Origin of the sequence: Streptomyces sp. VRA16 Mangrove soil, assembly GCF_017377775.1 — a bacterium.
GTDB lineage: Bacteria > Actinomycetota > Actinomycetes > Streptomycetales > Streptomycetaceae > Streptomyces.
Genome location: NZ_JAFVLN010000001.1, coordinates 1,208,263 through 1,234,241, shown reverse-complemented (window position 1 = coordinate 1,234,241; position 25,979 = coordinate 1,208,263). Strand labels below are relative to the sequence as shown.

The window sequence follows — 25,979 nt, the reverse complement described above, 5'->3', positions numbered from 1 at the left end:
CGGCGCTCGGTCTTTCGAGCCGGTCGGCCTCCTTCACCGAGCCGGACGGTTCCCTCGCTCGACACGATGCTGGACCTCCGCCCGGCTCTGGAGCCGGCAGAACCCCTGACTCGGCGCGGTCACCCGTCACGCATCTGCGCCGCGGTCACCCGTTGGCCGCTGGCGCCGCCGCCCGTTCGGGAGGCACCCGTCGCGCCCCTAGCATGTTCGGCATGCTGCTGCTCTACGTGCCGTCCGTGCTGTGCCTCGTCGGGTTCTGTGCGGGGGTGGTACGGGAGCGTCGCAGGCTCAGCAACGCGGTGTTCCTGGGACTGACCATTGTCTTCGCAGCCGTGGCCGCTCTGCTGCAACTCGGCTCCCTGAAACCAGACTTGAGCGGTGATGTCGCGATCGGCCTGTTGGTGGTGGCTGCTGTCGCGGTGGTCGTCCTCGCCGGGTTTCTGCTCGCCAACGGCATCACCATGGTGCGCAAGGAGGGCAGGAGCCCGGCGAATCTGGTGTCCTTGGGCGTCGGGCTCGCGCTGATCGTGCTGCTCGCCCTGCTGGTCGCGGCGCTGGTGCTGCACACGCGCGCGCTGGCTGTCGCCGCGGGGACCGCCGTGGTGCTGGCCGGCCATGTCGCCTTCCTGTTCGTGTGTTTCCTCTTCTACTCCGCTCTCTACCAGCGGCTGGCCTTCTGGCGCCGAGGCGACTTCGTGGTCGTACTCGGCTCGGGGCTGATCGGCGGCAGCACGGTACCTCCGCTCCTGGCCGGCCGGCTCGACAGGGCTCACGAGGAGCACACGAGGCTGTCCCGTCGCGGACGGCGGCCCGTGCTCATCGTCTCCGGCGGGCAGGGGCCCGACGAGGAGCTGCCGGAGTCCCACGCGATGGCCTCCTATCTCCTCGAGCGCGGCTTCCCTGCCGACCTCATCGAGCGTGAGGACCGCTCCACGACCACGGAGGAGAACCTGACGTTCAGCCAGGACCTGATGCGCACGCAGCAGCCCGCGGCGCGCTGTGTGATCGTCACGAGCGACTACCACGCGTTCCGCGCCGCCATCACCGCGCGACGTCTGGGGGTGCGCGGCCACGTCGTGGGTGCGCCGACGGCGTCGTACTTCTGGCCGAGCGCCGTCATCCGTGAGTTCATCGCGTTGGTGGTGCACTACCGCCGCCTCAACGCGGCGCTCCTCCTCGTCATCCTTCTGGGCGGCCTGTTCATGTGGTGGTGGGGCTGGCCGCCCACGAACCACATCTGAGACTCCCCCGACCCGAGTGCCCTCAGGACGGTCAGCAGGGCAGGTCGGGCCGTGACCGCAGTTTCCAGCGCCGTTCCGCGTAGGCGAGGTCGTCGCGCCACAGCCGCCCGGCGGTCGCTCGCATCAACGGCCGCAGCAGCGCCGAGGCGTGGCGTGCAACGGTGAACCCGGGGCGCTCGGACGTGGCGATCACCGCCTCGACCACCGCGGTGCGGGGCGTGGGGTGTCCCGGAGCGGTGAGCGGCGTGGCGTGGGTCTCGACGACGGAATCGCGGCCTTCGCCGTCCGTGATGTGCATGACGACCGTCCGCGGCTCCGGCGCGGTGAACGCGGCACGGACCGGGACGACCAGGCGGGAGGTGAGCCGGAAGGAGACCTCGACGGTGAAGGCGTCCGTCTCGGAGGCGTCACCGTCCGGGCTGTCGACGACCTTCAGGTCGACGAAGGAGTACGGGTGCAGCCAGGCCCCGTGCCAGGGGTCGAGCCGGTTGGCGACGATGTCCTCGGGTTCGCAGCGTCCGACGCCGGTGTAGACGGCGCCCACGGATCGTGCCAGGCGCGGGCGCGCGGGGATGACGGGGCGTTCGAGGGGCTGTTCCTCCCCCGCGCTGTCGAGGCGGACCCACATCAGGACCCCGTCGTCGTGGACGGGCAGCGTGCGCCATCCGGCCCGGCCCTGAGCGGTCAGGGAGAGGCCGTGCCAGTGACAGACGAGGGTGCCGCAGCGCACCGGACTGTCCTTGAGCGGGGCGCCCAGATGGGGGCAGGCGCCCGGACCGGCGGCCAGATTGCCTTCGGCGTCACGCCAGATGACCACCTCGCGCCCGGCGACGGTCCGTCCGAGCGGAGCCCGGCGGGGAACCTCGTCGCTCCCTCCGACGACGTACCAGTTCCCCGAAGGGCGTGCCTGCGCCCGCTTCAGCGCGGAATCGATCACGGCGGGCCGCGCGTCGCGCCAGGTGGGATCCTGGCGTTCCCACGACAGCGGGTTGCGCCGCAGGGCCAGCGGAAAGCGCGGCGTCCTGCTCCGGTTGCTCATGCCACCTCCCGGCTGCACGTCGTCGTGCTCACCGGTACGCGCGCCGGCCCGGCGACGGTGCCCTCCTGTGGGTGCGGCCCCGGTACGCGGCGGCGGCTGATGCGGGCGCACGCGATCCGAGCGAGGCCGTCCACGGCGACGGCCGCGCGGCGGCGCCGGGGCACGACGGCGCGCCGGTGCAGCACGCTGTACCCGTCGGCGGCGACGGCGTCGAGGATGCCGGAGTACAGCACGAACGCGGTGCGGATGCAGGGGCGGGAGACCGGGTCGAGGAGGGCGATGCCGGGAGCCGCCTGCCGGTAGATGTCACGGGTGAGCGCTTCGAAGTCCTGGAAGGCTCGGGTGATGCGCGGGTCGCGGCGGCCGGTGTCGCGGCTCCACTGCAGGCGGTCGCGGTCGATTCCGTGCGCGTGCAGCACTTCCCCGGGGACGTAGACGCGTCCGCGGTCGAGGTCCTCCCCCACGTCTCTCAGGAAGTTGGTGAGCTGGAAGGCCACGCCGAGGTCGGCGGCGTACGGTTCCGCCTCGGCCCGTGGCACGACGGTGCCCAGGACCGGGAGCATCTGCAGGCCGATGACGGCTGCCGAGCCGTGCATGTAGCGACGCAGGTCGGCGTAGGTGGGGTAGTCCGTGACGGTGAGATCGTCGCGCATCGCCGTCATGAAGTCCTGGAAGTGGCGGTGGTCGATCGCGTACCGGTGAGCGGTGTCGGCGAGGGCCCGGACGACGGGTTCGGTGCTGCGGCCCGTGGCGAGGCCGTGCTTCAGCCGGGTCGACAGGTCGTGCAGCGCCGTGGTGCGTTCGCCGGCGTCACGTTCACCGGTGTGGCAGTCGACGATGTCGTCGGCCCAGCGGGCGAAGCCGTACAGCGCGTGGACGGCCGGGCGACGGTCGACGGGCAGCAGCCGGGTGGCGAGGAAGTAGGTCTTGCCGTGCCGGGCGTTGAGCCGGCGGCAGTGGGTGTAGGCGCTGCGCAATGCGGTGTCGGTGATGCCTGCGGCGTCGAGTTCACGGGCGGTCACGAGGACGCTCCTTTGAGGATGGGGGACGTCCCCGGGGCCCGCGGCGCGGACGCGGTGCGCGTTCCGGTGATGCGGGCGGCGGCGAGTTTCCCGGACAGCAGCACGGTGGGGACGCCGACGCCGGGCGTGGTGCCACAGCCGGCGAGTACCGCGTTGTCGGTGCCGCGTACGAGGTTGCGGGGGCGGAAGGGCCCGGTCTGGGCGAAGGTGTGGGCGGCGGAGAACGGGGTTCCGGCGGCGTGTTCCTGGGCGTGCCAGTCGGCCGGGGTGACCAGGCACTGTTCGTCGATGGCCGCGTCGATGCCGTGCAGGCCGCGGCGTTCGAGCTCGGCGAGGAGTGCGGAGCGGTAGCGGGGTGCCAGGTCGCCCCAGTGGGCGGCGCTGGGCCCGATGTCGGTGTTGGGACAGGGCGCCAGGATGTAGTGCAGGTGCCGGCCGGGCGGCGCCAGGGAGGGGTCGCTCGCCGTGGGTCGCGTGATGAGCAGCGAGGGATCGCTCATGAGCCGGCCGAAGCGGGTCAGCTCGTCGAACGTGCCGTGCCAGGCGGCCCCGAACGAGATCGTGTGGTGCGCGAGTTGGGGCCACGTGCGGTCGGTCCCGGCGTGCAGGATCACGGCGGAGGGGGCGTGCCGCAGCCGCAGGGCACGCCGCGGGGTGCGGCCGAGCAGCCGGTAGGCGACCGGCAGGTCGGGGGTGAGGACGACGGCGTCGCAGGCGATCCGGTCGGTGTCGGTGATCACGGCGGTGACGCGGTCGCCCGAGCCCGAGCGCTCCAGCCGCTGGACGCTCTGGCCGTAGCGCAGTTCGGCGCCGGCGGCCTGCGCCGCGTCGGCCATGGCCTGCGGCAGCGCGTGCATGCCGCCGCGCGGGAAGTAGACGCCCGCGACGGTGTCCATGTAGGCGATGACCGCGTAGGCGGCGAGGGCGCGGGCCGGGGGCACTCCGGCGTACAGCGCCTGGAAGGAGAAGACGCGGCGCAGCCGTTCGTCCTTGATGAACCGGCCGATCCGGGCGTCCATGCGGCCGAATCCGCCCAGCGCGGCCAGCCGCGCCAGGTCGGGGGTGAGCAGGTGCAGCGGCGAGTCGAAGTTCGTGTCGATGAAGTGCTTCATCTGCGCCTGGTAGAGCCGTTCGAGCCACACCCGCAGCCGGTCGTACCCGGCCGCTTCCCGGGGGCCCGCGAAGTCCCGGACGGCCTGGTGCATGGCGTCCGGCTCCGTGTGGACGTCGAGGGCCGACCCGTCGGCGAACGCGGCGCGGTAGGCGGGGTGGAGGGGAATGAGGTCGACGCGGTCGGCGAGCCGTTCTCCCACGGCGGCGAAGGCCTCGTCGGCCAGATGCGGCATCGTGAGCACGGTGGGCCCGGTGTCGATCCGGTAGCCGCCGCGGTTGAGTCGTCCGGCGCGTCCGCCGGGCAGTGGGTCGCGTTCGACGACGGTGACGCGGCGGCCCGCGCCCAGCAGGTGCAGGGCGGCCGCGAGCCCGGACAGGCCGGCGCCCACGACGACCACGTGGTCGGTTCTTCCCTTCACGGTCTTCACCGGGCTGCTCCCCAGGCTTCGGCGGCCGGCAGGCCGGACAGGGTGTCGCCGGCCCGCGCGGGCATCCCGGCCGCTCGGTGCATCAAGGTCTGCAGCCGGGTCAGGGCGACGGGATCGAGCGGGGCGGCGTGCAGATGACGTGTGCTCTGCGCGAGCAGGCGGTGGATCTTGTCCTCGACGTTGCGGCGGGCACCGGTGCGCTCCAGTACGTGCCGCAGAGCGCCCAGATCGTTCTCGTCGAGGTCCGGCCGCCCCAGCCGGTGGTTCAGGAGGTGCAGCGCCTGCCGGTCGCCGTCGGCCTCGGCGCGGGCGTGGGCGAGGGCGACGAGGTAGGTGGGTTTGCCGGTGCGGAGGTCGCCGCCGGCGGGTTTGCTGCGGGGCGCGGAACCGACGAAGACGTCGTCGAGGTCGTCGCGCAGCTGGAACGCCAGTCCGGCGCAGCGGCCGGCCGAGCACAGGGCGCGCAGGACGGTGTCGTTCGCGTTGCCCAGGATCGCGCCGAGCTGGAGGGGCCGCTCCACGGTGTAGAGCGCCGTCTTCAGGCACGCGGCGCTGATCGCCCGGCTCAGGGACCTGCTCCGGGTGAGCTCGCCGTGGATGTCCAGGTACTGTCCTGCGACCATCTCCAGGCGCATCCGCGACCAGGCGTCACGGATCCGCTCGGCCTGCCACGGCGGCAGGAGCAGCGCGGCCGCGGTGTCGTCGGCCCAGGCCAGCGCGAGGTCTCCGGCGAGGATCGCGGCGGATTCACCGAACCGTTCGTCCCTCGCTCCTGCAGGCGAGGACGAGGCGTACTGCGTGGCGCAGTCGGTGTGCAGGGCGGGCCGGCCGCGTCGGGTCGGGGCCTGGTCCATGACGTCGTCGTGGACCAGGGCGCAGGTCTGTATGAGCTCCAGAGCGGTCCCCAGTCGGAGGGCCGCGTCGATCTGCTCGTCGTCGGGCAGGCCGCAGGCGCGCAGGCCCCACCACAGGAACTGCGGGCGCATCCGGCGGCCTCCGCCGAGCGTGAACCGCGCGACGCGTTCGGCGATGTCGGCGCCGAACGTCGCGTCGACGTCGGTCGCCTGCGCGACGCGGTCCGCCAGCACCCGCTCCAGACGGACTTCCACCTCCTGCGCGACCCCGGCGTCGATCCGGCGCACCCGCGCGGACGTCGGCGGGTGGTCGCGATCGGTGGAACGGTCACGATCGCCTGAGCGGTCGTGTCTGGTGGAACGGTCGCCGTCCGCCAGCTCCGCCCCCTTGGGTGGCGCTACGGCCGTGCTCGCGCCCATCGCCTCGTCGGGGGGCATGTCTGCTCCTTCAGGGTTAAAGGGAGTCGATGCGTCCACACCATTCGCCGCCGGCCGCGTGATCGGATGCGCCCTCGTACGGCAACTGGAGCAACCCGGTCCATCGGTCGTGTCCTGGTTGCCCGCTCCGAGGGATCTGTAACGAGGCGCATCCACGATCGAAGCCGAAAGAGAAGGATCCTCGGACCACGTGGGCTACTCACAGGAGGTGAACGTGCGTTCGGACGTGGTGATCATCGGCGCCGGCGCCGCGGGCCTGTCCCTTGCGGACCGGCTGTGCGCCGCGGCGGGACGGCCTTCGCCGACCGTGCAGTTGGTGCAGGCGCCCGCAGGTCCGCTCCGGCCCGCGCCCAGGACCTGGTGCTTCTGGGAGAACGAGCGGGGCCGCTACGACGAGGCCGTCACCGCGTCCTGGAACCGCTTGCGGGTGCGCGGCCCGAGCGGGCGGCCGGTGGACGCCGCCACGGGCGCCCTGCGCTACAAGATGATCCGCTCCCCCGACTTCGAGGCGGCGATCGAGGGCCGTCTGGCCGACCACCCCGCCCTGAGCCGCATGGAGGGCACCGTCGAGGCGGTCGAAGGCATCGCGGACGGCGCGCGGGTACTGGTCCGCACGACCGACGGGGAACAGTGCGGGCTCACCGCCCGCTGGGTGTTCGACTCGCGTCCGCTGGGCAGCCTGCCGCCCTCCCGCACCACGCTGCTGCAGCATTTCCACGGCTGGTTCGTCCGCACACCCCGGCCCGCCTTCGACCCCGGCGCCGTGGAGCTGATGGACTTTCGCACCCCGCAGCCCGAACGCGGCCTGGCCTTCACCTACGTCCTGCCCACCAGCCCTCGCACCGCGCTGGTGGAGTACACGCAGTTCTCGGCGTCCGTACTGCCCCCGGACCGCTACGACCGTGCCCTGGAGACCTACTTGGACACCGTGCTGAGGGTCCGCGACTTCCAGGTCGAGGCGCGCGAGGAGGGGGTCATCCCCATGACGGACGCTCAGTTCGCCCGGCAGAGCGGCCCGTCCGTCTTCAGGATCGGCGCGGCGGGCGGCGCCACCCGTCCGTCCACGGGCTACACGTTCGCCGCGATCCAGCGCCAGACATCGGCGATCGCCGCCGCGCTCCGTGCGGGGCGACGCCCGGTGCCGCCCGCGCCGCACTCCCGGCGGTCCCGTGCGATGGACGCGGTCCTGCTGCACGCGCTGGCGACCGGCCGGCTCGACGGAGCGGCCTTCTTCACACGGCTCTTCTCCCGGGTCCCCGCCGAGCGCCTGCTGCGGTTCCTCGACGGCGCCACCACCCCGGCCGAGGATCTCTCCATCGGCCTGAACAGCCCTGTCATGCCGCTGTTGCGCAGCGCCCTGACGCTTCCGTCACGTCCGCTCCGTCCCTCCCCCGCCCCCTGACCTGCCTGTCCCGTCCGCCCTCTGTGCCCTGTCCGTCCCGCCGAGGAGAATCATGCCGACCCTGCGCGACGCCTCCCTCGCCCGCGCGTTCGACCACGCCGCCGGCAGTTACGACGCCCTGGTGCGGGCCAATCCCGGGTACCACGCTCATCTGCGGCGCTCGGCCCGCCGGCTCGGCCACCGGGCACCCGGGCGCGGGCTGCGGGTGCTGGACCTGGGATGCGGCACGGGCGCCTCGACCGCCGCGCTGCTGTCCGTGCTGCCGGAAGCGGAGATCACCGCCGTGGACGCCTCGGCCGGCATGCTGGAGCGGGCCGCCGCCAAGCCCTGGCCGTCCACCGTCACGTTCGTGCACACCTCGGCGGAGCACCTGGACCACCCGCTCGTGCGCGGCCCCTTCGACGCGGTCTTCGCCGCGTACCTGTTCCGCAACACGGCCGACGCGTCCCCGGTCCTGTCCGCGGTGCACGACCTGCTCGCACCGGGCGGCCGGCTGGCCGTCCACGAGTACACGCTCAGCGGCAAACACCGCCATCGTGCCGTGTGGACGGCGGTCTGCGCAGGTCTGCTCCCCGTCACCACCGCTCTGGGCGACGGAGCCCTGTACCGGCATCTGTGGCGCAGCGTCATCGAGTTCGACACCGCCGACCGGTTCAGCCGGCGGCTGACCGCCACGGGATTCGTCCGCGTGCGCGCCCTGCCGCTGCCCGGATGGCAGACGGGGATCACGCACACCATCGTCGGCCAGGTGCCGCAAGAAGGGATCCACCCGTGAAGCAGCGACACCCCCTGCCGCCGGGAGCCCGGGACCGCCGGGCCGAGCACGTACCAGCCGTCCCCGGAGCGATCAGCGCCACCGGCACTCCGCCGTCGACGGCCGTCGTCGGCGGAGGCATCGCCGGCATCGCGGCCGCCGTCGCCCTGGCCGAACGCGGCGTACAAGTCACCCTCTACGAGCGGGACGACACGCTCGGCGGCCGCCTGGCCGGCTGGGACACCCGCCTCGCGGACGGCTCTTCGGCCACCATGAGCCGCGGATTCCATGCCTTCTTCCGTCAGTACTACAACCTGCGCGCCCTGCTGCGCCGTACCGATCCCCACCTGGAACGGCTGACACAGCTGCCCGACTACCCGCTGTGGCACGCCAACGGGATGCGGGACAGTTTCCAGCGCGTCCCGCGCACCCCACCGTGGAGCGCGGCGGGCTTCGCCCTCACCAGCCCGACCTTCACGCTCTCCGACCTGCCGCGGATCAACGCACGGGCCGCCCTGCCCCTCATGGACGTACGCGTGCCCCAGGTGTACGAGCAACTGGACTCGGTCAGCGCGTACGACCTGCTGGCCTCGATCCGTTTCCCGGAGGCCGCCCATCATCTGGCCTTCGAGGTCTTCTCGCGCAGCTTCTTCGCCGACCCCCGCCACCTCTCGGCCGCCGAGATGGTGCTGATGTTCCACATCTACTTCCTGGGCTCCGCCGAGGGTCTCCTGTTCGACGTGCCCAACGACCCGTTCCCGACCGCCCTGTGGAACCCCCTGCACCGCTACCTGGAGAGTCTGGGTGTGGACGTCCGGGTGTCCACACCGGTGGAGCGCGTCGCCGCGGCGCCGGACGGCGGTTTCCGGGTGACGGCCGACGACCGGACCCGACGCCACGACGCGTGCGTGCTCGCTCTCGACACCCGGGGCCTGCAACACCTTCTCCGGCACAGCCCCGGCCTCGCCGACGACGACTGGTACGCGCGCGTCGCACGCCTGCGGACCGCACCCGCCTTCCTGGTCTCACGCCTGTGGCTGGACCGGCCGGTGGCCGTCGACCGCGCGGGCTTCCTCGGCACCAGCGGCTACGGCAACCTCGACAACGTCAGCGTGCTGGAGCGCTGGGAGCACGAGGCCCACAGCTGGTCGCGCCGCACCGGTGGTTCGGTGATCGAGCTGCACGCGTACGCCGTCCCGGACGACGCGGACCGCAAGGCCGAACAGGACCGTGCCGTCGAGCAGTTGCACCTGCTGTATCCCGAGACGCGGGCCGCACGCGTCGTCGACTCCCGCAACGAATGGCGCGAGGACTGCCCCATGTTCGCCACGGCCGGATACGGCGACCGTCCCACCGTGCACACCACCAACCCCACCCTCATGGTCGCGGGCGACCTCGTCCGCACCGGGCTGCCGGTGGCGCTGATGGAGCGCGCCGCGACCAGCGGCATGCTCGCGGCCAACGCACTGCTCCGCCAGTGGCGCCTCCAGGGCCACGACCTGTGGACCGTCCCGACCCGCGGCCGCAGCACGCTGCTGCGCACCATGACCCGCCGCAGCACGTCGCGCGCACGCCGCACGGAGCTGCCGGTGCCGTGAGGAACCATGGGCGACCGCTGCGGGGACCGGCTCACCGACCGGGTCGGACGTGGTCGGCGGTGTTCCGCACCTCACCGAAGCGGGGGAAGATCCGTTCCACGGCGAACTCGTGCTCGTCCGCGGCCAGTCCGGACATCGCGTCGGCGACGAACTCCACCTCGTAGCCGTGGTCCGCCGCGGCCCGTGCCGTGGACTCGACGCCCATCGTGGTGACCAGCCCGGCGAGCACCACGGTGTCCACGCCCCTTTTGCGCAACTGCTCGTCCAGGTCGGTGCCGTAGAACGCGCCGATGGTGCGCTTGACCACGACGACATCGTCGCCCTGCACCAGATCGTGAGCGAAGTCGCTGCCCGGGGGCTGCTCGGTGACGTTCGGGCGATCGACCCGGACCAGCACCACCGGCCGCCCGGCGGCCCGGAACGCACCGGCCAACTCACGGCAGCGTGCGAGCACTTCGTCGCCGGTGTGCGGGGCGAGGGGCATGGCGATGATGCGGGGCATCAGGTCGATGAGGATCAGTGCGGAGGTCATGACGGACGATCGTAGGGCCGTTCGACGCTCCGGGACCTGGCTCAGGCCAGGAGGGCGGCGAGTTCGTCGGCCGGCCGGCCGGTGTGCAGGCCGAGGAGGTCGGCGAGAAGGTCGTTCAGCGGCGGCCAGGGGAGGTCGCCGTGGTCGTTGTAGAGGCCGATCAGCCCGTGCATGGCGGTCCAGAGCATGAGGCCGTCCCGCCACTGCTGTTCCTCGGTTCCGTGCCGGCCCCGGGCGGTGTTGACGCCCGCCAGGGCGACGATCACCGTCTCCAGGAGGTGGGCGCCGTCGCCGTGGCCGGCCCCCGGCGCGAGATCCGCCGGCATGCGTCCACCGAAGAGGGTCCGGTAGTTGCCCGGCTGTTCGACGCCCCAGTGCACGTAGGCCGCACAGCGGGCCACCAGGTCGGACAGCGGGTCCGAGGCTGATGCCGCGGCCCGGTCCATGAGCCCGGAGAGCTCCTCGTAGCGCAGCCGGAGCACGTGCTCGACCAGCGCGGCCAGATCGGGGAAGTGCCCGTAGATGCTGGCGGGCGCCACGCCCACCTCGCGGGCCACTTGCCGCAGCGTCAGCGTCTCCGGCTGGTCGAGCGTGGCCAGGAGCCTCGCCGCGGCGTCCACGAGCTGGGCCTTGAGTACCTGCCCCTGCCCCCGCGGGTTGCGGCGACGGGCCGGGCGCGCCTCCTCGTGCGACGGCATCATCGCTCCCTTCCCGCCGACGTCTGCCCCTCGACCGCGGTGAGCAGTGGTGATCACTTTACCGGCGCCGACGTGGTTGACAAGCAATCACCAACACTTGTTCACTTACTTGACCAACACTTGTTTAGTTAAGGATGGGAACGCCATGCACATCGCCGTACTCGGAGCCTCGGGCAAGGCCGGCCGTCTCCTCGTCGCGCAGGCCGTGGAGCGGGGACACCAGGTCACGGCCCTCGTCCGCGCGCCGGAACAGTTCGACGCCCCGGCCTCGGAGCTGCTCGACGTCGCCCGGGCGGACGTCATGTCGCCGGACGCGTGCCCCGACCTGAGCCGCTTCGACGCGACCGTCTCCGCGATAGGGATCAGCAAGGGGGACGGCCCCGGCGCGCTGGTCGCGGGCGCGCGGCTGCTCGCCGCCGCCGGTGTCCGCACCGTGTGGCTCGGCGCGCTCGGCACCGGCGTGTCGACGGGCGCGGGCGGACGGCTCTACCAGGCGATCATGCAGAAGGTCGTCGGCAAGGAGATGCAGGAGAGGACGGAGGCCGACCGGATCGCGCAGGACGCCGGCGCCACGGTGTTCCACGCGCCGGATCTCTGGGTCGGGTCCGTGAGCCCCAAGCGGCGTCTCGTGCCGCTCGCGGACGTCGAGCGTCCCGTGCTGCCGCCGCACATCTCCCGCGCCACGCTGGCCGCGCTCATGCTCGACGAGGCGGAGAAGGGCCGCCACAGCGGCGAGATCGTCGTCCCCCTGAGCTGACCCGCAGGTGGTCGGGAACGCGCGGCGCCGTTGCCGAAGGCAGCGCTGACGGCACTCTTGTCCCGCACCTGAGCAGAGGGTGATGCTTCTGTTGCACAGGTGCTTGGAGTGCTCGATCTCAGGGGTGTACGGGGGCCATGAGCCAGAACGGTGAGCGACGCAAGCCGCGCGGGCGTCTGTCGCCGGCCTCCCTTCTCCGTAGGCCGGTCGGCTGGATCATCGTCGTCGTCGGCCTGCTCATGGTCGGTCTGATCGCGACCTGGGCCACGCGGAGCCGGCCGACCGTCGGTCGGCCGGACAACCGCCAGCAGGTGTTCCGGGACCGCGTCGCCGAAGACCGGAAGCACCTCTTGGCAGGGTCCTTGAGGGTTTCTCGGCAAGCGGACGTCAGCGTGGGTGACTCCGTCGTGCTCGATGTCCGGCTGACGGCGCTCACCGACACCGCTGCGGCTGCCTTGGAACGTGGCACGCCGGACGTGGTCCGGGATTTCCGGGTGGGCGGTGTCCAGGGAGCGTCCCTGGCATCGGCGAGCGGCCATGTCCGGATCAAGCTGTTGTCGGACGCGAAGGCGCAGCAGGTGATCGCCGGTCCCGGAGACGTCGCCCGCTGGCGGTGGGCCATCAGCGCGAGTGCGCCTGGAGACTACGACCTGCAACTCGTGGTCACGACCTACCAGGAGGACTCCGACCGTGCCCTGGCCACGTTGGCGCCGCCGGCCACCATCCACGTGACCGTGCACGACACCTTCTCCCACCGACTGAGCGTGATGCGGGGCGAGTTGATCGCCTGGAGCGGTGTCGTGGTGGCGCTGGGCGTCATCTTCGCCTTGCGGCGACCCGTGGTCGCCTTCGGGCGCTCGCGAGTGGAGGCGGCGAAGGAACGGCGGCGGCAGGGGCGCGACGGATACCTGTGACGGTCACGGGACCGCTCAAGCACGCAGGAGAAGCAGCGCCGTTGGACGCTCGCTGACACCCCAGCCGTTCTCACCCCTCCGCCTGGAGCCGCAGCGGCGCGGCGGCGTGTCACCCTGGTCCTGCTGCGGCGCACCCGGCCTCGCCGACCCGGCCCGCTCCCTTCGGCCGGACCGGTCGGGTCAGGTCAGGTCAGGTCACCGCGATCGTCGCGACGGGCCGGCTCACGTTCGCGGCGATCGAGGCCGGTGCTGCCGGGTTCACCGCGCCGCGGGTCCTCGGTACCGCTGTGGGCGAGCGCGCTGCTGCTCGTCCCGGCCGGGCCGCTGGTCAGGCCTCCCACCACCGCACTGCTCCTGGAGCACGTGCCTGCCGAGCGCACCGGTACGGCCGGCGGCGTTTTCAACACCAGCCGCCGGCTCGGCGGCGCCCTGGCCGTCGCCGTCTTCGGCGCACTGGTCCCCCGCCCCGGCCGGGCTCCAGCACGGGCTGCGCGCCAGTCTCGTCCTCGCCGCCGTCATCGCCCGGCCGGCAGCGCTCGCCGCCCCGCGGCTGGGCCGTGGCCGGGCCGCGGGGCGGTCGCACGAGCGGTTCGGTCAGCGCCTCGTCTCGTAGCGGGTCAGGAGCACGCCGTCGGGAAACGCCCGCGTCTCCACCAGGTTCAGGTTCACCCAGCTGTCCACCGCGGTGAAGAACGGTGTGCCGCCGCCCACCAGGACCGGCGCGGTGAGCAGCAGGTACTCGTCGATCAGCCCGGCGCGCAGGGCCGCCCCGGCCAGCGTCGCACCTGCGACGGCCATCGGGCCGCCCTCCTCTGCCTTGAGCCGGGTGATCTCGGTGACCGCGTCGCCGGTGACCAGGCGGGTGTTCCAGTCGACCTTGTCGGTCGTCGAGGAGAACACCGCCTTCGGCATGTCCCGCCAGCGGCGCGCGTACGCGATCTCCGCCGGGGTGGCGTCGGGCTGCCGGTCGGCGGTGGGCCAGTGGGAGCTCATCACCTGCCACAGCTTGCGCCCGTACAGGGACAGGCCGGTCGCCTCCAGTTGGTCGGACCAGAACTGGAACAGCTCGTCGCTCGGCACACTCCAGCCGAGATCGTCGCCGGGCGCCGCGATGTAGCCGTCGAGGCTCACGTTCATGCCGTAGATCAGTTTCCGCATGGCACCAGCCTTCCGTGAGTCGGCCGTGCGCGTACAGACCGGCGCGGCGCGCCGCCGCATCGATCCGCCGCGCGGCCACCGCATCGTTCGACGGCGTGTCCGCTACCGGTCCGCCGCTCTGCGCCGGACCGGGCGGCTGCTCGCGGGACCGGCGAGCCCGAGCGTGACCAGGAACCGTTCCAGGGCGAACGCCGCCATGCCCACGGCCACCGGATTGCCCGGCACCTCGGACGCCGCCACTGTGACGTCCGCGCGCGAGCCCGGCAGGACGTGCGCGGGGAGTTCGGCGCGTACGGCCGGGACGAGCCAGGGAGCCAGGGCCCTGGTCGTCCAGCCGGTCAGGGTCAGTCGGGGGATGTCGAGGAGGTTGACGAGGTCGCCAAGGGCCGCGGCCAGGTAGTGCGCGGTGCGGTCGACGAGGGTCGCCAGGTCGGGGTCGGGCTCGCCGGACGCCAGGCCCGCGGCGACCGCCTGGACGAACTCGCTCTGTCCCGTCGTGCGCAGGGCCGGATGCTCGGGGGCGATGTCCGCGAGCGTGATCTGCAGACCGTGGACCCCGAGATACGCCTCGACGCAGCCGCGCCGCCCGCAGCGGCAGGGCCTGCCGTCGAGCTGCAGGAGGGTGTGCCCCCATTCCCCCGCGTTGTTGGCGGCTCCCCTGATCAGGCTGCGCTCGATGGCGACGCCGGCGCCGACGCCCGTGCCGAGGTTGACGACGGCGAGGCTGTCGGCCGCCCGGCCCGCGCCGAACCACAGCTCGGCCACCGCGATGGCCTTCAGCGGATTGTCGACGTAGACGGGGATGCCGAGGCCGGCTTCGAGGAGTTCCTCGATGCGGACGTCGTTCCAGTCCCAGTTGGGGGCGAAGACGGAGACGCCGGCATCGGGGTGGACGTGGCCGGGCAGGCTGACGCCCGCGCCCAGGAGGGTCTCCGGATCGGTGATCCCCGCGTCGTCCAGGGCGGCGCGCACGACGCGGGTGATGCCGTCGACCACGTACTCCGGGTCGTTCTTGTACTCGTCGAGGGCGACCTCGGCATGGCCCATCACGCCGAGGGCCATGTCGAAGACCGTGGCGTCGACGTAGGTCTCGGCCACGTCGACGCCGACGATGCGGCCGCGCACGGGGTTGATGGCAAGGCGCTCGTAGGGCCGGCCCACGGTGTTCTTCTCCACCGTGGCGATCTCCAGGACCTCCTCGACGACGAACTCGGTGACCACCGTCGCCACCGTGGCGGCGCTCAGTCCGGTGTGCCGGGTGAGTTCCTGACGGGTCGACGGCCCCCGCTCGAAGAGTGCGTGCAGAACCTCGAAGCGGTTCTCGTTGCGAAGATCACGAGCCGTGCGGCGCGCCACCGTTCCCCCTCAGTCGTCCAGATGCTCGAGCCACAGCCTACGTAGCTCCGCCTCCTCCTTCCCTGCGAGTCCCCTGATCAGCAGTCTCGGGTTCGACCAGCCTGACGGGAGCCAGAGCGCGTCGGGGTCACCGCCGGAGAAGGCGGGTCGGTCGCCCCCCACCCAGATCCGGCCGATGCACTCGGGGGCCGAGCCGTCCGCGTCGTCCGCCCATCCCGTGACGCGGATGTGGTCCCCGTCGACGCGCAGCAGCCGGCCGCTGTCCCCCGGCGGCAGGTCGACCTCCAGCCACGCCTCCTCACCCGGCCTCAGGGTGAGCGGCAGGTCGAGCGGGTGCGTCGCCGTCCGCCGAGCGGCGAACTCCGCCAGCTGTGCGTCGTCCTGGACCGTGCAGGTCCAGTCCGTCACCGGTTCCAGCGTGAGCAGTTCGGCGGTCGGCCGGGCGCCGCTCGGGTCGTGCGGGAGGGTCACCGCGACCGTGTGGGTGCCCTCGGGCAGCAGCAGCCAGGGGTTCTCGGCGTGGACGGTGCGTGGTGCGTCGCCGTCCAGCGCGACCCGGACCGGCGTCGTCAGTCCTTGCAGGTGGAGCGCCCCCTGACCGGGCAACGAGACGTCGCGGGCGTACGTGAGCGGGACGCCCACGCGCGTGCTGCTCCAGCCGCCGAGTACGCGCAACGGTGTCGGCTCGCCCGCCCAGTGGTCGGTGACCCGCCACAGCGCCGAGACGTCACGCGTCGCCCGGATCGTCCACAGCGTGCCGAGGCCCCGTGGCGCGCCGAGCCCGAGCGCGGGCAGCCGGGCGTCGTCGAAGTTGGCGTGGCCCCAGATCTCGACGGTGGCCTCGACGGCGGCCGTGCCGGTCACGTCCCGTACGTCGATGCGCTCGGCCGCCCCGAATCCGGCGATCGTGGGACGGACGCGGCCCGCGATCGTCAGGTCGACGATGTCGGCCGCGCCGGTCAGCAGCAGGGCGTCCGCGTCCGTGAGATCGAGGTCGGAGGTGCTCCGGTAGGTGCCGCGGCCCCGGTAGGCGCCCAGTGACTCCAGGGTCGGGGGGTGGCTGTGCCGGCCCGCCCGTCGCTCGGGCGCCGTCTCTTCCCTGCGACGTACCGTCCGCACGGCCTCGCGCCGTGGTACGTCGGGTGCCGTCGCCACCTTCTCGGGTGCCACCGCCGACAGCGTCAGTCCGCCGACCACCGCGTGTGTGGCGCGCCCCTCGGCCGGTGCCGGGAGGTCCACCCGTGTCCCGTCCACGATCACGGTGACCGGGACCGCGGAGGCGAACACGAGCGTGTGGTCCGTGGCCTCCACCAGATCGGCCGACGCGAGGTTCACGACGGTGGAGCCGACGGGGACGTCCACCGCCATCAGCGGACAGCTGTCCGCGGCGACGGCGACCTCCACGCCGTCGACCACGGCCCGGCCCGGCCGGTCGGTGCCCAGGTGCGGTACGGCGACCAGGTGTCCGCCGCCCTCCAGCGCGAGCACGCCGTGCACCGAGCTCGTCGGGAAGTCGCAGGTGATCATGGCCGGGGACGCCGCCGCCCGCGCACCGGCCAGGCGCTCCCCGTACGCCTCGACGACCCTCGCGAGCAGTCGGGCCTCGGCGTGCTCCGGGCGGGCGGCCCCCGTAGAGGAGACGTAGCCGCCGAAGTCGTAGCCGTGGCTCATGAAGTTGCCCGGCTCGCCCCAGTTCCCGGTGGACGGGGTGTACCCGAAGTTCCAGCCGGACGACTGGAGATAGGGGGCGATCAGCGAGGCGCCGCTCGCCAGCAGGCGGCGCAGGGTGCGGTGGCGGCGGTTCGTCTCCGTGACGAGGAGGGGGAGGTCACGGGCGCCGAGGACGTCGGCGTAGTGGCGGGCCTCCTCCTCGATGTACGGGGAGTCGTCGTCGGGGTAGAAGTTGCACGCCGGTACGACGCCGGGGACATCGCCCGTCGCCCCCGCGATGTCGCCCTGGCCCGCGCAGGCGACCAGCGGCACGGTGATGCCGTGGGCCGTGGCCATGTCGCGCAAGGCGGTCAGGTATCCGGTGCGGTCGGCGCAGTCGAAGAAGTCGAGCTCGTTCTCCAGCTGCACCATGACGACCGGGCCGCCCGCCGGGTACTGGCGCTCGGCGATCAGCGGCAGCACCCGGTCGAACCACTTCGCCACCTCGGCGAGGTACCGCGGTTCGTTCTGACGGACCCTCAACTCCGGTTCGAGGCCCAGCCATGCGGGCAGTGCGCCGCCGTCCCACTCGGAGCAGATGTACGGGCCGGGGCGTGCGATGACGTACAGGCCCGTCTCGTGGGCGAGGTCGAGGAAGGCGGCGACGTCGCGCCGTCCCTCGAAGGTCCACTCCCCCGGCGTCGGCTCGTGGAAGTTCCAGGGGAGATACACGTCCACGCACGTGTAACCGGAGTCGCGGACCTGTTCCAGGCGGGCCCGCCACTGTTCGCGCGGCAGCCGGAAGTAGAACAGGGACGCGCAGAGCAGGGTGCGGGGTTCGCCGTCGATACGGATCCCCGAACCGTCCAGGGCGATCTCTTTCACTTCACACCCGCGCTTCCGCCGCTGATGTCCATCTCGTACAGGTACTTCTGGCCCAGGTAGTAGACGATGATCATGGGGACGGCCAGCAGGACCGAGCCGACCATCACCAGGTTCCACGGCGGCGCCTGGCCGGCTCCCGAGGTGCTGGTGATGTACTGGATGCCCAGCGACAGCGGCATCTTGGACTCGTCGTTCAGATAGATCAGCGGGCCCATGAAGTCACCCCAGGTGTGGGTCAGGGTGAAGATGCCGATCGCGATGAGGACCGGCCAGAGCATGGGCAGCATGATGCGCCGGTAGATCCCGAAGAAGCCGAGTCCGTCGACCATGGCCGCCTCGTCGAGCTGGCTGGGCAGCCGGGAGACGAACTGCCGTACCAGGAAGACGTTGAAGGCGTTGGAGAAGAAGTTCGGGATGATCAGCGGCAGATAGGTGTTCACCCAGCCCAGGTCCCTGAAGAGGATGAACTGGGGGATCATCGTGATCTGCGTCGGGATCATCATCGTCGCGATGACGATGAGGAACAGGGCGTTCTTGCCGGGGGCGCGCAGGCGGGCGAAGGCGTAGCCGACGAGGCCGCTGCTGAGCATCTGTCCGGCGACCGAACACAGCGAGATGATCGCCGAGTTGATCAGGAAGCGGCCCATCGGCAGTTCGGTGCTGAAGACCCGGCTGAAGTTCTCCCAGTGGAACTGGGTGGGGAACAGTGTGAACGAGTTGGTGTTCACCGTCGCGTCGCTGGACAGCGCGATCGAGGCGACGAAGACCAGCGGCGCCGTCAGGACCGCCGCGACGACGATCAGCGTCGCGTACGTGAACGGGGTGGCCCGGAACGCCCGGACGGTGCCGGGGCCCCGCCCCGGGCGGGCGTTGCGCGGCGCGGGGTTGGCGTCCTTCTGCCGCTGCGGCGCCGTGCTCGTCAGGAGACCGGCCATCACTTCACCTCTGTTTCGTAGAACACCCAGCGCCGGGTGGTGCGGAACGCGATCAGCGTGAAGCCGAGCACCACGAGGAACAGCAGCCAGGAGATCGCCGACGCGTAGCCCATGTGGTAGTTGCCGAAGGCCTCGTCGAAGAGGTACGGCACCATCGTCTCGGCCCCGTCGTACGCGGCGCGCATCTTGCCCTTGGGGATGAGGATGTAGACCTGCGCGAAGACCTGGAACGCGCCGATCAGGCCCATGATCAGGTTGAAGAAGATGATCGGGGTGAGGTGCGGCAGCGTGACGCTCCAGAACTGCCGGACCGGGCCCGCCCCGTCGACCTCCGCGGCCTCGTACAGCTCCTTGGGGATGCCCTTCATGGCGGCGAGCAGCAGGACCGTCGCGCTGCCCGCGCTCCATGCCGACATCACGATCAGGGCGGGGGTGGCCCAGGATCCGTCGAGCAGCCAGTCAGGACCGGAGATGCCGATCAGGCCGAGCGCGTCGTTGAGCGGTCCGTTCGGCGCGAGCACCTGACGGAAGATCATCGCGGTGGCGACGAGCGGGACGAGGGTCGGCAGGTAGATCAGCGTGCGCAGCAACTTCCGTGCGCGTACTTGCTTGTTGAGCAGGTTCGCCAGCCACAGGCCGAGCACCAGACCCAGCGGGACCGAGATCGCCGCGTAGGAGAAGGTGTGCCACAGGGCCTGCCAGAAGCGGGGATCGTCGGTGAGCAGCGTGACGTAGTTCTTGAAGCCGACCCACTGGGGCGCGGTGAACGAGTCCCAGTCGGTGAGCGAGTAGTACATCGACGCGATCATCGGTCCGAGCAGGAAGACCAGGAATCCGATCACCCACGGCGAGACGAAGAGATAGAACCAGAGCGCCTCACGGCGCCGCCGTCGTGAGGCCGGCTTGGGAGTCGTCGCCATGGCCGGTCATCCCGCGGACTTGACGATGGACTCGAGGTCCTTCTGGAGGGAGGTCAGCGCCTTCTTGGCGCTCTCCTTGCCGAGCCAGAAGTCGGCGAGGTTGGAGTCGATGGCCGAGGTCATCTCGGTGTACTCGGGGATGAACGGCGCGCGGAAGATGAAGTCGCTGGACTCGCCGAACGCGGCCATGTCGATGTCGGTCTTCATCCACGACGGCTTGAGGAACGCCTGGCTCTGCTGCACCTCCAGGCTGGCCGGCACGTCCTCGCCGGCGTCGATGATCTCCTTCTGCGCGGTGGCGGCGGTGAGGAACTGGATGGCCTTGAAGGCGTTGTCGCGCTGCTTGCACGTACGCGAGATGGCGAGACCGCTGCCGAACGCGGAGACGGCCTGCTTCTTGCCCTGCCAGATCGGCGCGATGTCCCAGGCGAACGTGGCGTCGGCGACGCCGGCGATGACCCAGAAGCCGTTGGCGTGCGTGGCGATCTTCTGCAGCGGGAACGCCTGGTCGGCGCCGACCTCGGAGCCCATGTCGGCGTAGTCCGCCTTGCTCGGCACCACCTTGTGCTTGAAGACCAGGTCACCGGCCCACTGGAGCGCCTCCACGACCTCGTCGCTGTCGACGGCGGGGCGGCCGTCGGCATCGATGATGGTGCCGCCGTTCTGGTAGGCGAGGCTCCACCACTGCGGGAACCACTCGGCGCCGCCGTAGCCCCACTGCTTTCCGGGGACCGTGAGCTCCTTGAAGGCGTCGAGCGCGTCGTCCCAGGTCCAGTCAGCGGTGGGCGCCTTGATGCCCTTCTTGTCGTAGAGATCCTTGTTGTAGTAGACGATGATCGCGCCCGAGCGGTCCGGTATCGCGTACGTCTTGTCCTCGTACGCGTAGATGGTGCCGACCGGGCCGAACTGCTTCTCCAGGTCGAGTCCCGCCTTCTTGACCAGGTCGTCGAGGGGCAGGAGCTGGTTCTTGCTGGAGTACGTGTTGACGCTCTCGGCGACCTGCATGATGTCCGGGCCGCTGCCTCCCGCGATCATCGTCTGCACCTTCTGCGCGTACGAGTCGGAGGGGATCAGCTGCAGCTTGACCTTCATCTGCGGGTACTTCTCGACCAGCAGGTCGATGCGCTTCTGGTAGGTCGTGCGGTCGGTGTCGCCGCCCCAGACGGTCATGGTGAGCGGGGAGTCCGACGAACTGCCGCTGCCGGAGCCGCAGGCCGTGAGCGTGATGACGCCCGCCGCGACCCCCGCGCCCATCCCGAGGAATCCGCGGCGCGACAACTGGACCCTGTCAGCAGACATGGCTCTGCCCTTCGTTGGTGAGGTGTGCGATCGCACAGTGAGAAGGCTCGACGGCCGGAATCGGGGGTTCGAGCGGCGGTTAAACTAACCGTCGTTTTAATGCGCGGACAAGCCCTTGTTTCCCATGAGTTCTCAGCGAGTCGCCGGGGCGCGCGGCGTGGGAGCGCGTCCATGGCAAGCCGGCCGCCGATTCCGTCACGCCCCTTGACGGCGCCGTGCCCCGATGCCACTTTTTATCGATACAAACCGCGTCTCCCCCACTACACGTCTGCCTGTACCGGCCTTTGCCCGTTGGAGAGTCACCCGTGCCCCGAGCCACTGCGGTCATCAACCTGGACATCCCCGGCCCGACGATCAGCCGCCATCTGTACGGCCACTTCGCCGAGCACCTGGGCCGCTGCATCTACGGCGGTTTCTGGGTCGGCGAGGACTCGTCGGTCCCGAACGAGGGCGGCATCCGTCTCGACGTCGTCGAGGCGCTGCGCGCTCTGGACATCCCCAACCTGCGCTGGCCCGGCGGGTGTTTCGCCGACGAGTACCACTGGAGGGACGGCATCGGCCCGCGCGAGGACCGCCCCCGGATGGTCAACACGCACTGGGGCAACGTCGAGGAGGACAACAGCTTCGGCACCCACGAGTTCATGGCGCTGTGCGAACTCCTCGGCACCGAGCCCTACATCAGCGGAAACGTCGGATCCGGCACCGTCCGCGAGATGAGCGAGTGGGTCGAGTACCTGACCCGCGACGGCGACAGCCCCATGGTGCGGCTGCGCAAGGCCAACGGCCGCGACGAGCCGTGGCGGGTGAAGTACTGGGGCATCGGCAACGAGACCTGGGGCTGCGGCGGCAACATGCGCGCCGAGTACTCCGCGGATCTCGCCCGTCAGTACGCCACCTACTGCCGTGACCACGGCGACAACAAGCTGTACCGGATCGCCTCGGGGGCCTCCGACGCCGACTACGAGTGGACCCAGACGCTGATGCAGCAGATCAGCTGCTTCGGCTGCGACGCCACTCCGAAGAACTTCTTCCAGGGCATCTCCGTCCACCACTACACGCTGGCCGGGCCGTGGGAGGCGAAGGGCAGCGCGCTCGACTTCGACCGGGACGACTACTACCGGACGATGGTCGCGGCGCAGCGGACCGACGAGATCCTCACCGGGCACGCGCGGGTCATGGACGTCTACGACCCGGGGCGAACCGTCGGTCTGGTCCTGGACGAGTGGGGCACCTGGTGGGACGTGGAGCCGGGGACCAACCCCGGGTTCCTGTTCCAGCAGAACACGCTGCGCGACGCGCTCGTGGCGAGCCTGCACTTCGACATCTTCCACAAGCACGCGGCCCGGCTGCACATGGCGAACATCGCGCAGACGGTGAACGTCCTCCAGGCCATGATCCTCACCGACCCGGACACCGAAGCGCTGGTGCTGACACCCACGTACCACGTCTTCGAGATGAACAAGGGCCACCAGGACGCGACCTCCCTCGCCGTGCACCTGCGGGGCGAGAACACCGAACGGTCCGTGGACGGGACGGAGTTGGCGACCGTGTCGGCGTCGGCGAGTGTCAAGGACGGCTCCTTCCTCGTCTCCGTCACCAACCTGGACGCCGACGAGGCGGCCGAGCTCGTCATCGATCTGCGCGGCGGCACGATCGGCGAGCCGCAGGCCCGCCTGCTGACCGCGGGGCGGCTCCAGGACCACAACACCCCGCAGGCGCAGGCGGCGGTGGCGCCGCGGGAGTTCGACGGGCTGAAGGTCGCGGACGGGGGCCTCGCGCTGACGGTGCCGCCGCATTCGTTCGTCACGATCCAGGCACCGGTGCTCTGAACCCCCTTGTCCGACAGGCTCGTTGAACGAGTCGAACGATTGGCTGCGCGATGACGTCACTGCCCCGCCCGCTCCCCGACCGTGCGCTGCGCCCACCGATGGGGTGGAACAGCTGGGACTGCTACGGCACCACGGTCACCGAGGACGAGGTCCTCGCGAACGCGGTGTTCCTGCGGGACCACCTGCTGGCGTACGGCTGGGACACGGTCGTCGTCGACATCCAGTGGTACGAGCCGACGGCCCGCAGCCATGGCTACAACCCCGACGCGCCGCTGGTGCTCGACGCCCACGGGCGCCAACTGCCCGCGCCCGGCCGGTTCCCTTCGGCGGGCGCGGGCGCCGGGTTCGGGCCGCTGGCCGAGCGGGTGCACGGGATGGGGCTGCGGTTCGGTCTGCACATCATGCGGGGGATCCCGCGGCGCGCGGTGGCGGCCCGACTGCCCGTCCTGGGCACGGAGTTCACGGCCGCCGACATCGCGGACACCTCGTCGGTCTGCCCGTGGAACACCGACAACTACGGCCTGAACCACGACCACCCCGGCGCCCAGGCCTACTACGACACGCAGGTCGCCCAGTTCGCCTCCTGGGGCGTCGACTTCATCAAGGCCGACGACATGCTCTTCCCGTACCACGAGCGGGAGATCGCCGCGTACGCGCGGGCGATCGAGCGCTGCGGGCGCCCGATCGAGCTGAGCCTCTCCCCCGGTACCGACCTGTCCGTGGCCCATCTGGAGCACCTGCGCGAGAACGCCACCATGTGGCGGGTCTGCGACGACCTGTGGGACCGCTGGGAGGACGTCGAGGCGCAGTTCGCCCGCATGGCCCGGTGGGCACCGTGGCAGTCCGAACGGGGCTGGGCGGACGCCGACATGCTGCCGCTCGGCCACATCGGCATCCGCGCCGAACGCGGTGCGGACCGCCACTCGCGCCTCACCCGCCCCGAGCAGATCACGCTCCTGAGCCTGTGGCTGATCGCGCGGTCGCCCTTGATGATGGGCGGCGACCTGCCCACCACGGACCGGGACACGATCGAGCTGCTCACGAACGAGGAGGCACTCGCCGTCCTGTGGCACGGCCGGGCGGGCCGTGAGGTGCTGCGCGAGCGCGACCTCGTGCTGTGGACGGCGCAGGACGACACGGACCGCACGCGCTACGCCGCCGTGTTCAACCTTTCCGCCGCCCCGGTGCGCCACCGCGTCCCGCTGTCCTCGATCGGCGCCGGCCCGAAGGCCGCCGTACGGGAACTGTGGACCCGCACCGACACCCCGCACGACGGGCGGATCCTGGACGTGGGGCTCCCGGCACACGGCGCCGCGCTCTACCGCCTAATCTGACCGTCATCATGGCAACGATCCAGGATGTGGCGAAGGCGGCCGGCGTCTCGGCGATGACGGTCTCCAACGTCCTCAACGACCGGCCCAACGTCCGCCCGGCCACCCGCCAGAAGGTGCTCGACGCGATCGCCCGCCTCGACTACCGCGTCAACGTGGCCGCTCGCAACCTCCGCAAGGGCCGTACCGGAACGATCGGCCTGGCCGTCCCCGAGGTGAACCGCCCTTACTACGGACGCCTTGCCTCCGCCATCATCGCGGCGGCGGGGCGCCACGGGCTCCGGGTGAGCATCGAGCAGACCGACGCCCGCCGGGAGAACGAGCTGGCGGCGCTCTCCCAGTCCCGCACCCGCGTCTACGACGGCGTGATCCTCGCGGCCGCCGGCCTCAGCACGAGCGAGGCTCAGCAGCTCAAGGCGGAGGTCCCCGTCGTCGTCCTCGGCGAGCGGATCTTCGGCGGTCCCGTGGACCATGTGGCCATGCCGAACGTCGAGGCGTCGCGCGCGGCCACCCGGCACCTCGTCGACCAGGGCTGCCGGCACATCGCGTTCCTGTGCGGCGCGATCAGCGACAACCCGGAGGACGTCGACGTCTCCAGCCTGCGCCGCACCGGCTACCGGCAGGCCCTCCTCGACGCGGGCCTGCCCGCGGACCGCCGGCTGGAGTACGAGATCACGGAGTTCACGATGGCCGCCGGCGCGGAGTGGGCCAGGACGACGGCCGCCTCCCGGGCCGGCGTCGACGGCGTCTTCTGCGTGACCGACACCGTGGCGATGGGCGTCCTGCGCGGTTTCGCGGACGGCGGTCTCCGCGTCCCGCAGGACGTCAAGGTCATCGGCTTCGACAACGTGGACGAGAGCGCCTTCCTCGTCCCGTCCCTGTCGACCGTGGCCCCGGACCACGACGTCATGGCGGAGCGCGCCGTCGACTTCCTCGTCCGCCGCATCGAGGAGCCGTCCGGAGGCGAGCCGGAGGAGTTCGTCGCACCGTACGACCTGGTGGCGCGCGAGTCGACGACGGGGGGTGCGCAACGGGGCGAGCGGTGAGGCACGGGGACCCGAGCCCGACGCTCCGTCCCGCGTCACCGCGGAGGAACGCGCCCCCGCACGGGCCGCGCGTCCCAGGTCCTGAGCCGTCAGGTCCGTCCCGGGCCGGGCGCCCGGGCGCACCCGCCTCTACCGCTACGGCTCACGTCGTGCGGACGCTACGGCTCAAGTCGTGCGGCCGACCTGGCCGCCCGCTCGATCTTCGCCCAGTGGGCCGCACGCGCCTCTTCGTCGATCTGCTCCTCGTGCTCGGGGCGCACCCCGGTCCGGCCGTCGATGCCCTCGCGCAGGATGTCGGCGTGTCCGGCATGCCGGACGGTCTCGCCGAGGACATGGACCAGGATGGCGAACAGGTTCGTGTGGGAAAAAGGGTCCGGCCACCACGGCACGTGGCCGGGGGCGTCGAGGGGCAGCTCGTCGATCGTCGCGTCCGCGTGTTCCCAGGTGCGCCGGTAGAACTCGATGATCTGTTCCCGGGTCTCGCCCTCGGTGGCCCACAGATCGGTGTCGTCCGCGTCCTGCCACTGGGGCAGGGGCTCCGGGGAAGGACGGTCGAAGACCTCGCCGAAGTATCTGGCCTCGACGTTGGCCACGTGCTTGACCAGACCGAGGAGATTGGTCCCCGTCGTGGTCAGAGGCCGGCGGACGTCGTACTCGGACAGGCCGTCGAGCTTCCAGAGGAGCGTCTTGCGGTCCCGCCGCAGTCTCCCGTGCAGGTTGTCCTTCGCGAAATCATCGATCATGCGGCATGAGCCTGCCATGGGCCGGTCGTCGCCTCAA

General features: G+C 71.3%; 22 protein-coding genes. 9 read left to right on the top strand and 13 right to left on the bottom strand.

Annotated elements, in window-relative coordinates:
- Positions 1 to 215: 215 nt before the first annotated feature.
- Entirely contained in the window at positions 216 to 1,241 is a 1,026-nt protein-coding gene (locus tag J3486_RS05515; RefSeq protein WP_207818971.1) for a YdcF family protein, read from the top strand.
- Positions 1,242 to 1,272: 31 nt separating this feature from the next.
- Here the strand turns inward: J3486_RS05515 and J3486_RS05510 are convergent, their stop codons facing one another.
- From J3486_RS05510 to J3486_RS05495, 4 genes are read right to left on the bottom strand one after another with little or no spacing between them, the layout of a single operon-like run.
- The gene (locus J3486_RS05510; RefSeq protein ID WP_207818775.1) at positions 1,273 to 2,280 is read right to left on the bottom strand and encodes a DUF5914 domain-containing protein; all 1,008 of its coding nucleotides are present in this window, start codon (positions 2,278 to 2,280) and stop codon (positions 1,273 to 1,275) included.
- On the bottom strand, positions 2,277 to 3,302 hold the full coding sequence (locus J3486_RS05505) for a phytoene/squalene synthase family protein (RefSeq protein WP_207818774.1): 1,026 nt from the start codon (positions 3,300 to 3,302) through the stop codon (positions 2,277 to 2,279). The genes J3486_RS05510 and J3486_RS05505 overlap by 4 nt, the downstream gene beginning before the upstream one ends.
- Complete coding sequence (crtI, locus tag J3486_RS05500; RefSeq protein ID WP_207818773.1) at positions 3,299 to 4,843, bottom strand: phytoene desaturase family protein; 1,545 nt, start codon at positions 4,841 to 4,843, stop codon at positions 3,299 to 3,301. Before crtI ends, J3486_RS05505 begins: the two co-directional genes overlap by 4 nt.
- Complete coding sequence (locus J3486_RS05495) at positions 4,840 to 6,135, bottom strand: polyprenyl synthetase family protein (protein WP_229377416.1); 1,296 nt, start codon at positions 6,133 to 6,135, stop codon at positions 4,840 to 4,842. The genes crtI and J3486_RS05495 overlap by 4 nt, the downstream gene beginning before the upstream one ends.
- A gap of 190 nt (positions 6,136 to 6,325) precedes the next feature.
- Between J3486_RS05495 and J3486_RS05490 the strand changes: the two genes are divergently transcribed.
- Genes J3486_RS05490 through J3486_RS05480 form a run of 3 tightly spaced genes read left to right on the top strand, consistent with a single transcriptional unit; the run spans position 6,326 to position 9,889 of the window.
- Complete coding sequence (locus tag J3486_RS05490) at positions 6,326 to 7,537, top strand: lycopene cyclase family protein (RefSeq protein ID WP_307804694.1); 1,212 nt, start codon at positions 6,326 to 6,328, stop codon at positions 7,535 to 7,537.
- Positions 7,538 to 7,589: 52 nt separating this feature from the next.
- A complete protein-coding gene (locus J3486_RS05485) occupies positions 7,590 to 8,312 on the top strand; it encodes a methyltransferase domain-containing protein (protein ID WP_207818772.1) in 723 nt (240 codons plus the stop codon).
- Entirely contained in the window at positions 8,249 to 9,889 is a 1,641-nt protein-coding gene (locus J3486_RS05480; RefSeq protein ID WP_207818771.1) for an FAD-dependent oxidoreductase, read from the top strand. Before J3486_RS05485 ends, J3486_RS05480 begins: the two co-directional genes overlap by 64 nt.
- 31 nt (positions 9,890 to 9,920) lie before the next feature.
- Here the strand turns inward: J3486_RS05480 and J3486_RS05475 are convergent, their stop codons facing one another.
- Together J3486_RS05475 and J3486_RS05470 are read right to left on the bottom strand one after the other, a co-directional pair.
- Complete coding sequence (locus tag J3486_RS05475; protein ID WP_207818770.1) at positions 9,921 to 10,421, bottom strand: isochorismatase family protein; 501 nt, start codon at positions 10,419 to 10,421, stop codon at positions 9,921 to 9,923.
- A 41-nt stretch (positions 10,422 to 10,462) separates the two neighbouring features.
- A complete protein-coding gene (locus tag J3486_RS05470) occupies positions 10,463 to 11,119 on the bottom strand; it encodes a TetR/AcrR family transcriptional regulator (RefSeq protein WP_229377415.1) in 657 nt (218 codons plus the stop codon).
- A 145-nt stretch (positions 11,120 to 11,264) separates the two neighbouring features.
- Here J3486_RS05470 and J3486_RS05465 point away from each other — a divergent pair, with 145 nt between their 5' ends.
- Together J3486_RS05465 and J3486_RS05460 are read left to right on the top strand one after the other, a co-directional pair.
- Positions 11,265 to 11,876 carry an NAD(P)-dependent oxidoreductase gene (locus J3486_RS05465; RefSeq protein ID WP_207818769.1) on the top strand — a complete coding sequence of 204 codons (612 nt, stop codon included), beginning with the start codon at positions 11,265 to 11,267 and terminating at the stop codon, positions 11,874 to 11,876.
- 137 nt (positions 11,877 to 12,013) lie between these two features.
- On the top strand, positions 12,014 to 12,790 hold the full coding sequence (locus J3486_RS05460) for a hypothetical protein (protein ID WP_207818768.1): 777 nt from the start codon (positions 12,014 to 12,016) through the stop codon (positions 12,788 to 12,790).
- 594 nt (positions 12,791 to 13,384) lie between these two features.
- Here J3486_RS05460 and J3486_RS05455 read toward each other — a convergent pair.
- The 6 genes from J3486_RS05455 to J3486_RS05435 form a co-directional block, all read right to left on the bottom strand.
- The gene (locus J3486_RS05455; protein WP_207818767.1) at positions 13,385 to 13,948 is read right to left on the bottom strand and encodes a dihydrofolate reductase family protein; all 564 of its coding nucleotides are present in this window, start codon (positions 13,946 to 13,948) and stop codon (positions 13,385 to 13,387) included.
- Positions 13,949 to 14,050: 102 nt separating this feature from the next.
- The gene (locus J3486_RS05450; RefSeq protein WP_207818766.1) at positions 14,051 to 15,304 is read right to left on the bottom strand and encodes an ROK family protein; all 1,254 of its coding nucleotides are present in this window, start codon (positions 15,302 to 15,304) and stop codon (positions 14,051 to 14,053) included.
- Positions 15,305 to 15,313: 9 nt separating this feature from the next.
- On the bottom strand, positions 15,314 to 17,839 hold the full coding sequence (locus J3486_RS05445) for a beta-galactosidase (protein ID WP_307804692.1): 2,526 nt from the start codon (positions 17,837 to 17,839) through the stop codon (positions 15,314 to 15,316).
- Positions 17,836 to 18,774, bottom strand: coding sequence for a carbohydrate ABC transporter permease (locus J3486_RS43905; protein ID WP_229377414.1), 939 nt, complete (start codon positions 18,772 to 18,774; stop codon positions 17,836 to 17,838). The genes J3486_RS05445 and J3486_RS43905 overlap by 4 nt, the downstream gene beginning before the upstream one ends.
- Positions 18,774 to 19,694: a carbohydrate ABC transporter permease gene (locus J3486_RS05440; protein ID WP_207818764.1), complete on the bottom strand. Its 921-nt coding sequence runs from the start codon at positions 19,692 to 19,694 to the stop codon at positions 18,774 to 18,776. Before J3486_RS05440 ends, J3486_RS43905 begins: the two co-directional genes overlap by 1 nt.
- Positions 19,695 to 19,700: 6 nt before the next feature.
- Positions 19,701 to 20,993 (bottom strand): sugar ABC transporter substrate-binding protein, encoded by a 1,293-nt coding sequence (locus tag J3486_RS05435; RefSeq protein ID WP_207818763.1) that lies wholly within the window; start codon positions 20,991 to 20,993, stop codon positions 19,701 to 19,703.
- Between the two features lie 305 nt (positions 20,994 to 21,298).
- Here J3486_RS05435 and J3486_RS05430 point away from each other — a divergent pair, with 305 nt between their 5' ends.
- The 3 genes from J3486_RS05430 to J3486_RS05420 are packed head-to-tail and all read left to right on the top strand — an operon-like array spanning position 21,299 to position 25,199.
- On the top strand, positions 21,299 to 22,822 hold the full coding sequence (locus J3486_RS05430; RefSeq protein ID WP_207818762.1) for an alpha-N-arabinofuranosidase: 1,524 nt from the start codon (positions 21,299 to 21,301) through the stop codon (positions 22,820 to 22,822).
- A 50-nt stretch (positions 22,823 to 22,872) separates the two neighbouring features.
- Positions 22,873 to 24,156, top strand: coding sequence for a glycoside hydrolase family 27 protein (locus J3486_RS05425; RefSeq protein WP_229377413.1), 1,284 nt, complete (start codon positions 22,873 to 22,875; stop codon positions 24,154 to 24,156).
- Positions 24,157 to 24,164: 8 nt separating this feature from the next.
- Positions 24,165 to 25,199 (top strand): LacI family DNA-binding transcriptional regulator, encoded by a 1,035-nt coding sequence (locus tag J3486_RS05420; protein ID WP_207818761.1) that lies wholly within the window; start codon positions 24,165 to 24,167, stop codon positions 25,197 to 25,199.
- A gap of 158 nt (positions 25,200 to 25,357) precedes the next feature.
- Here J3486_RS05420 and J3486_RS05415 read toward each other — a convergent pair whose 3' ends face one another.
- On the bottom strand, positions 25,358 to 25,942 hold the full coding sequence (locus J3486_RS05415) for a DinB family protein (protein WP_207818760.1): 585 nt from the start codon (positions 25,940 to 25,942) through the stop codon (positions 25,358 to 25,360).
- Between the last annotated feature and the right edge of the window lie 37 nt (positions 25,943 to 25,979).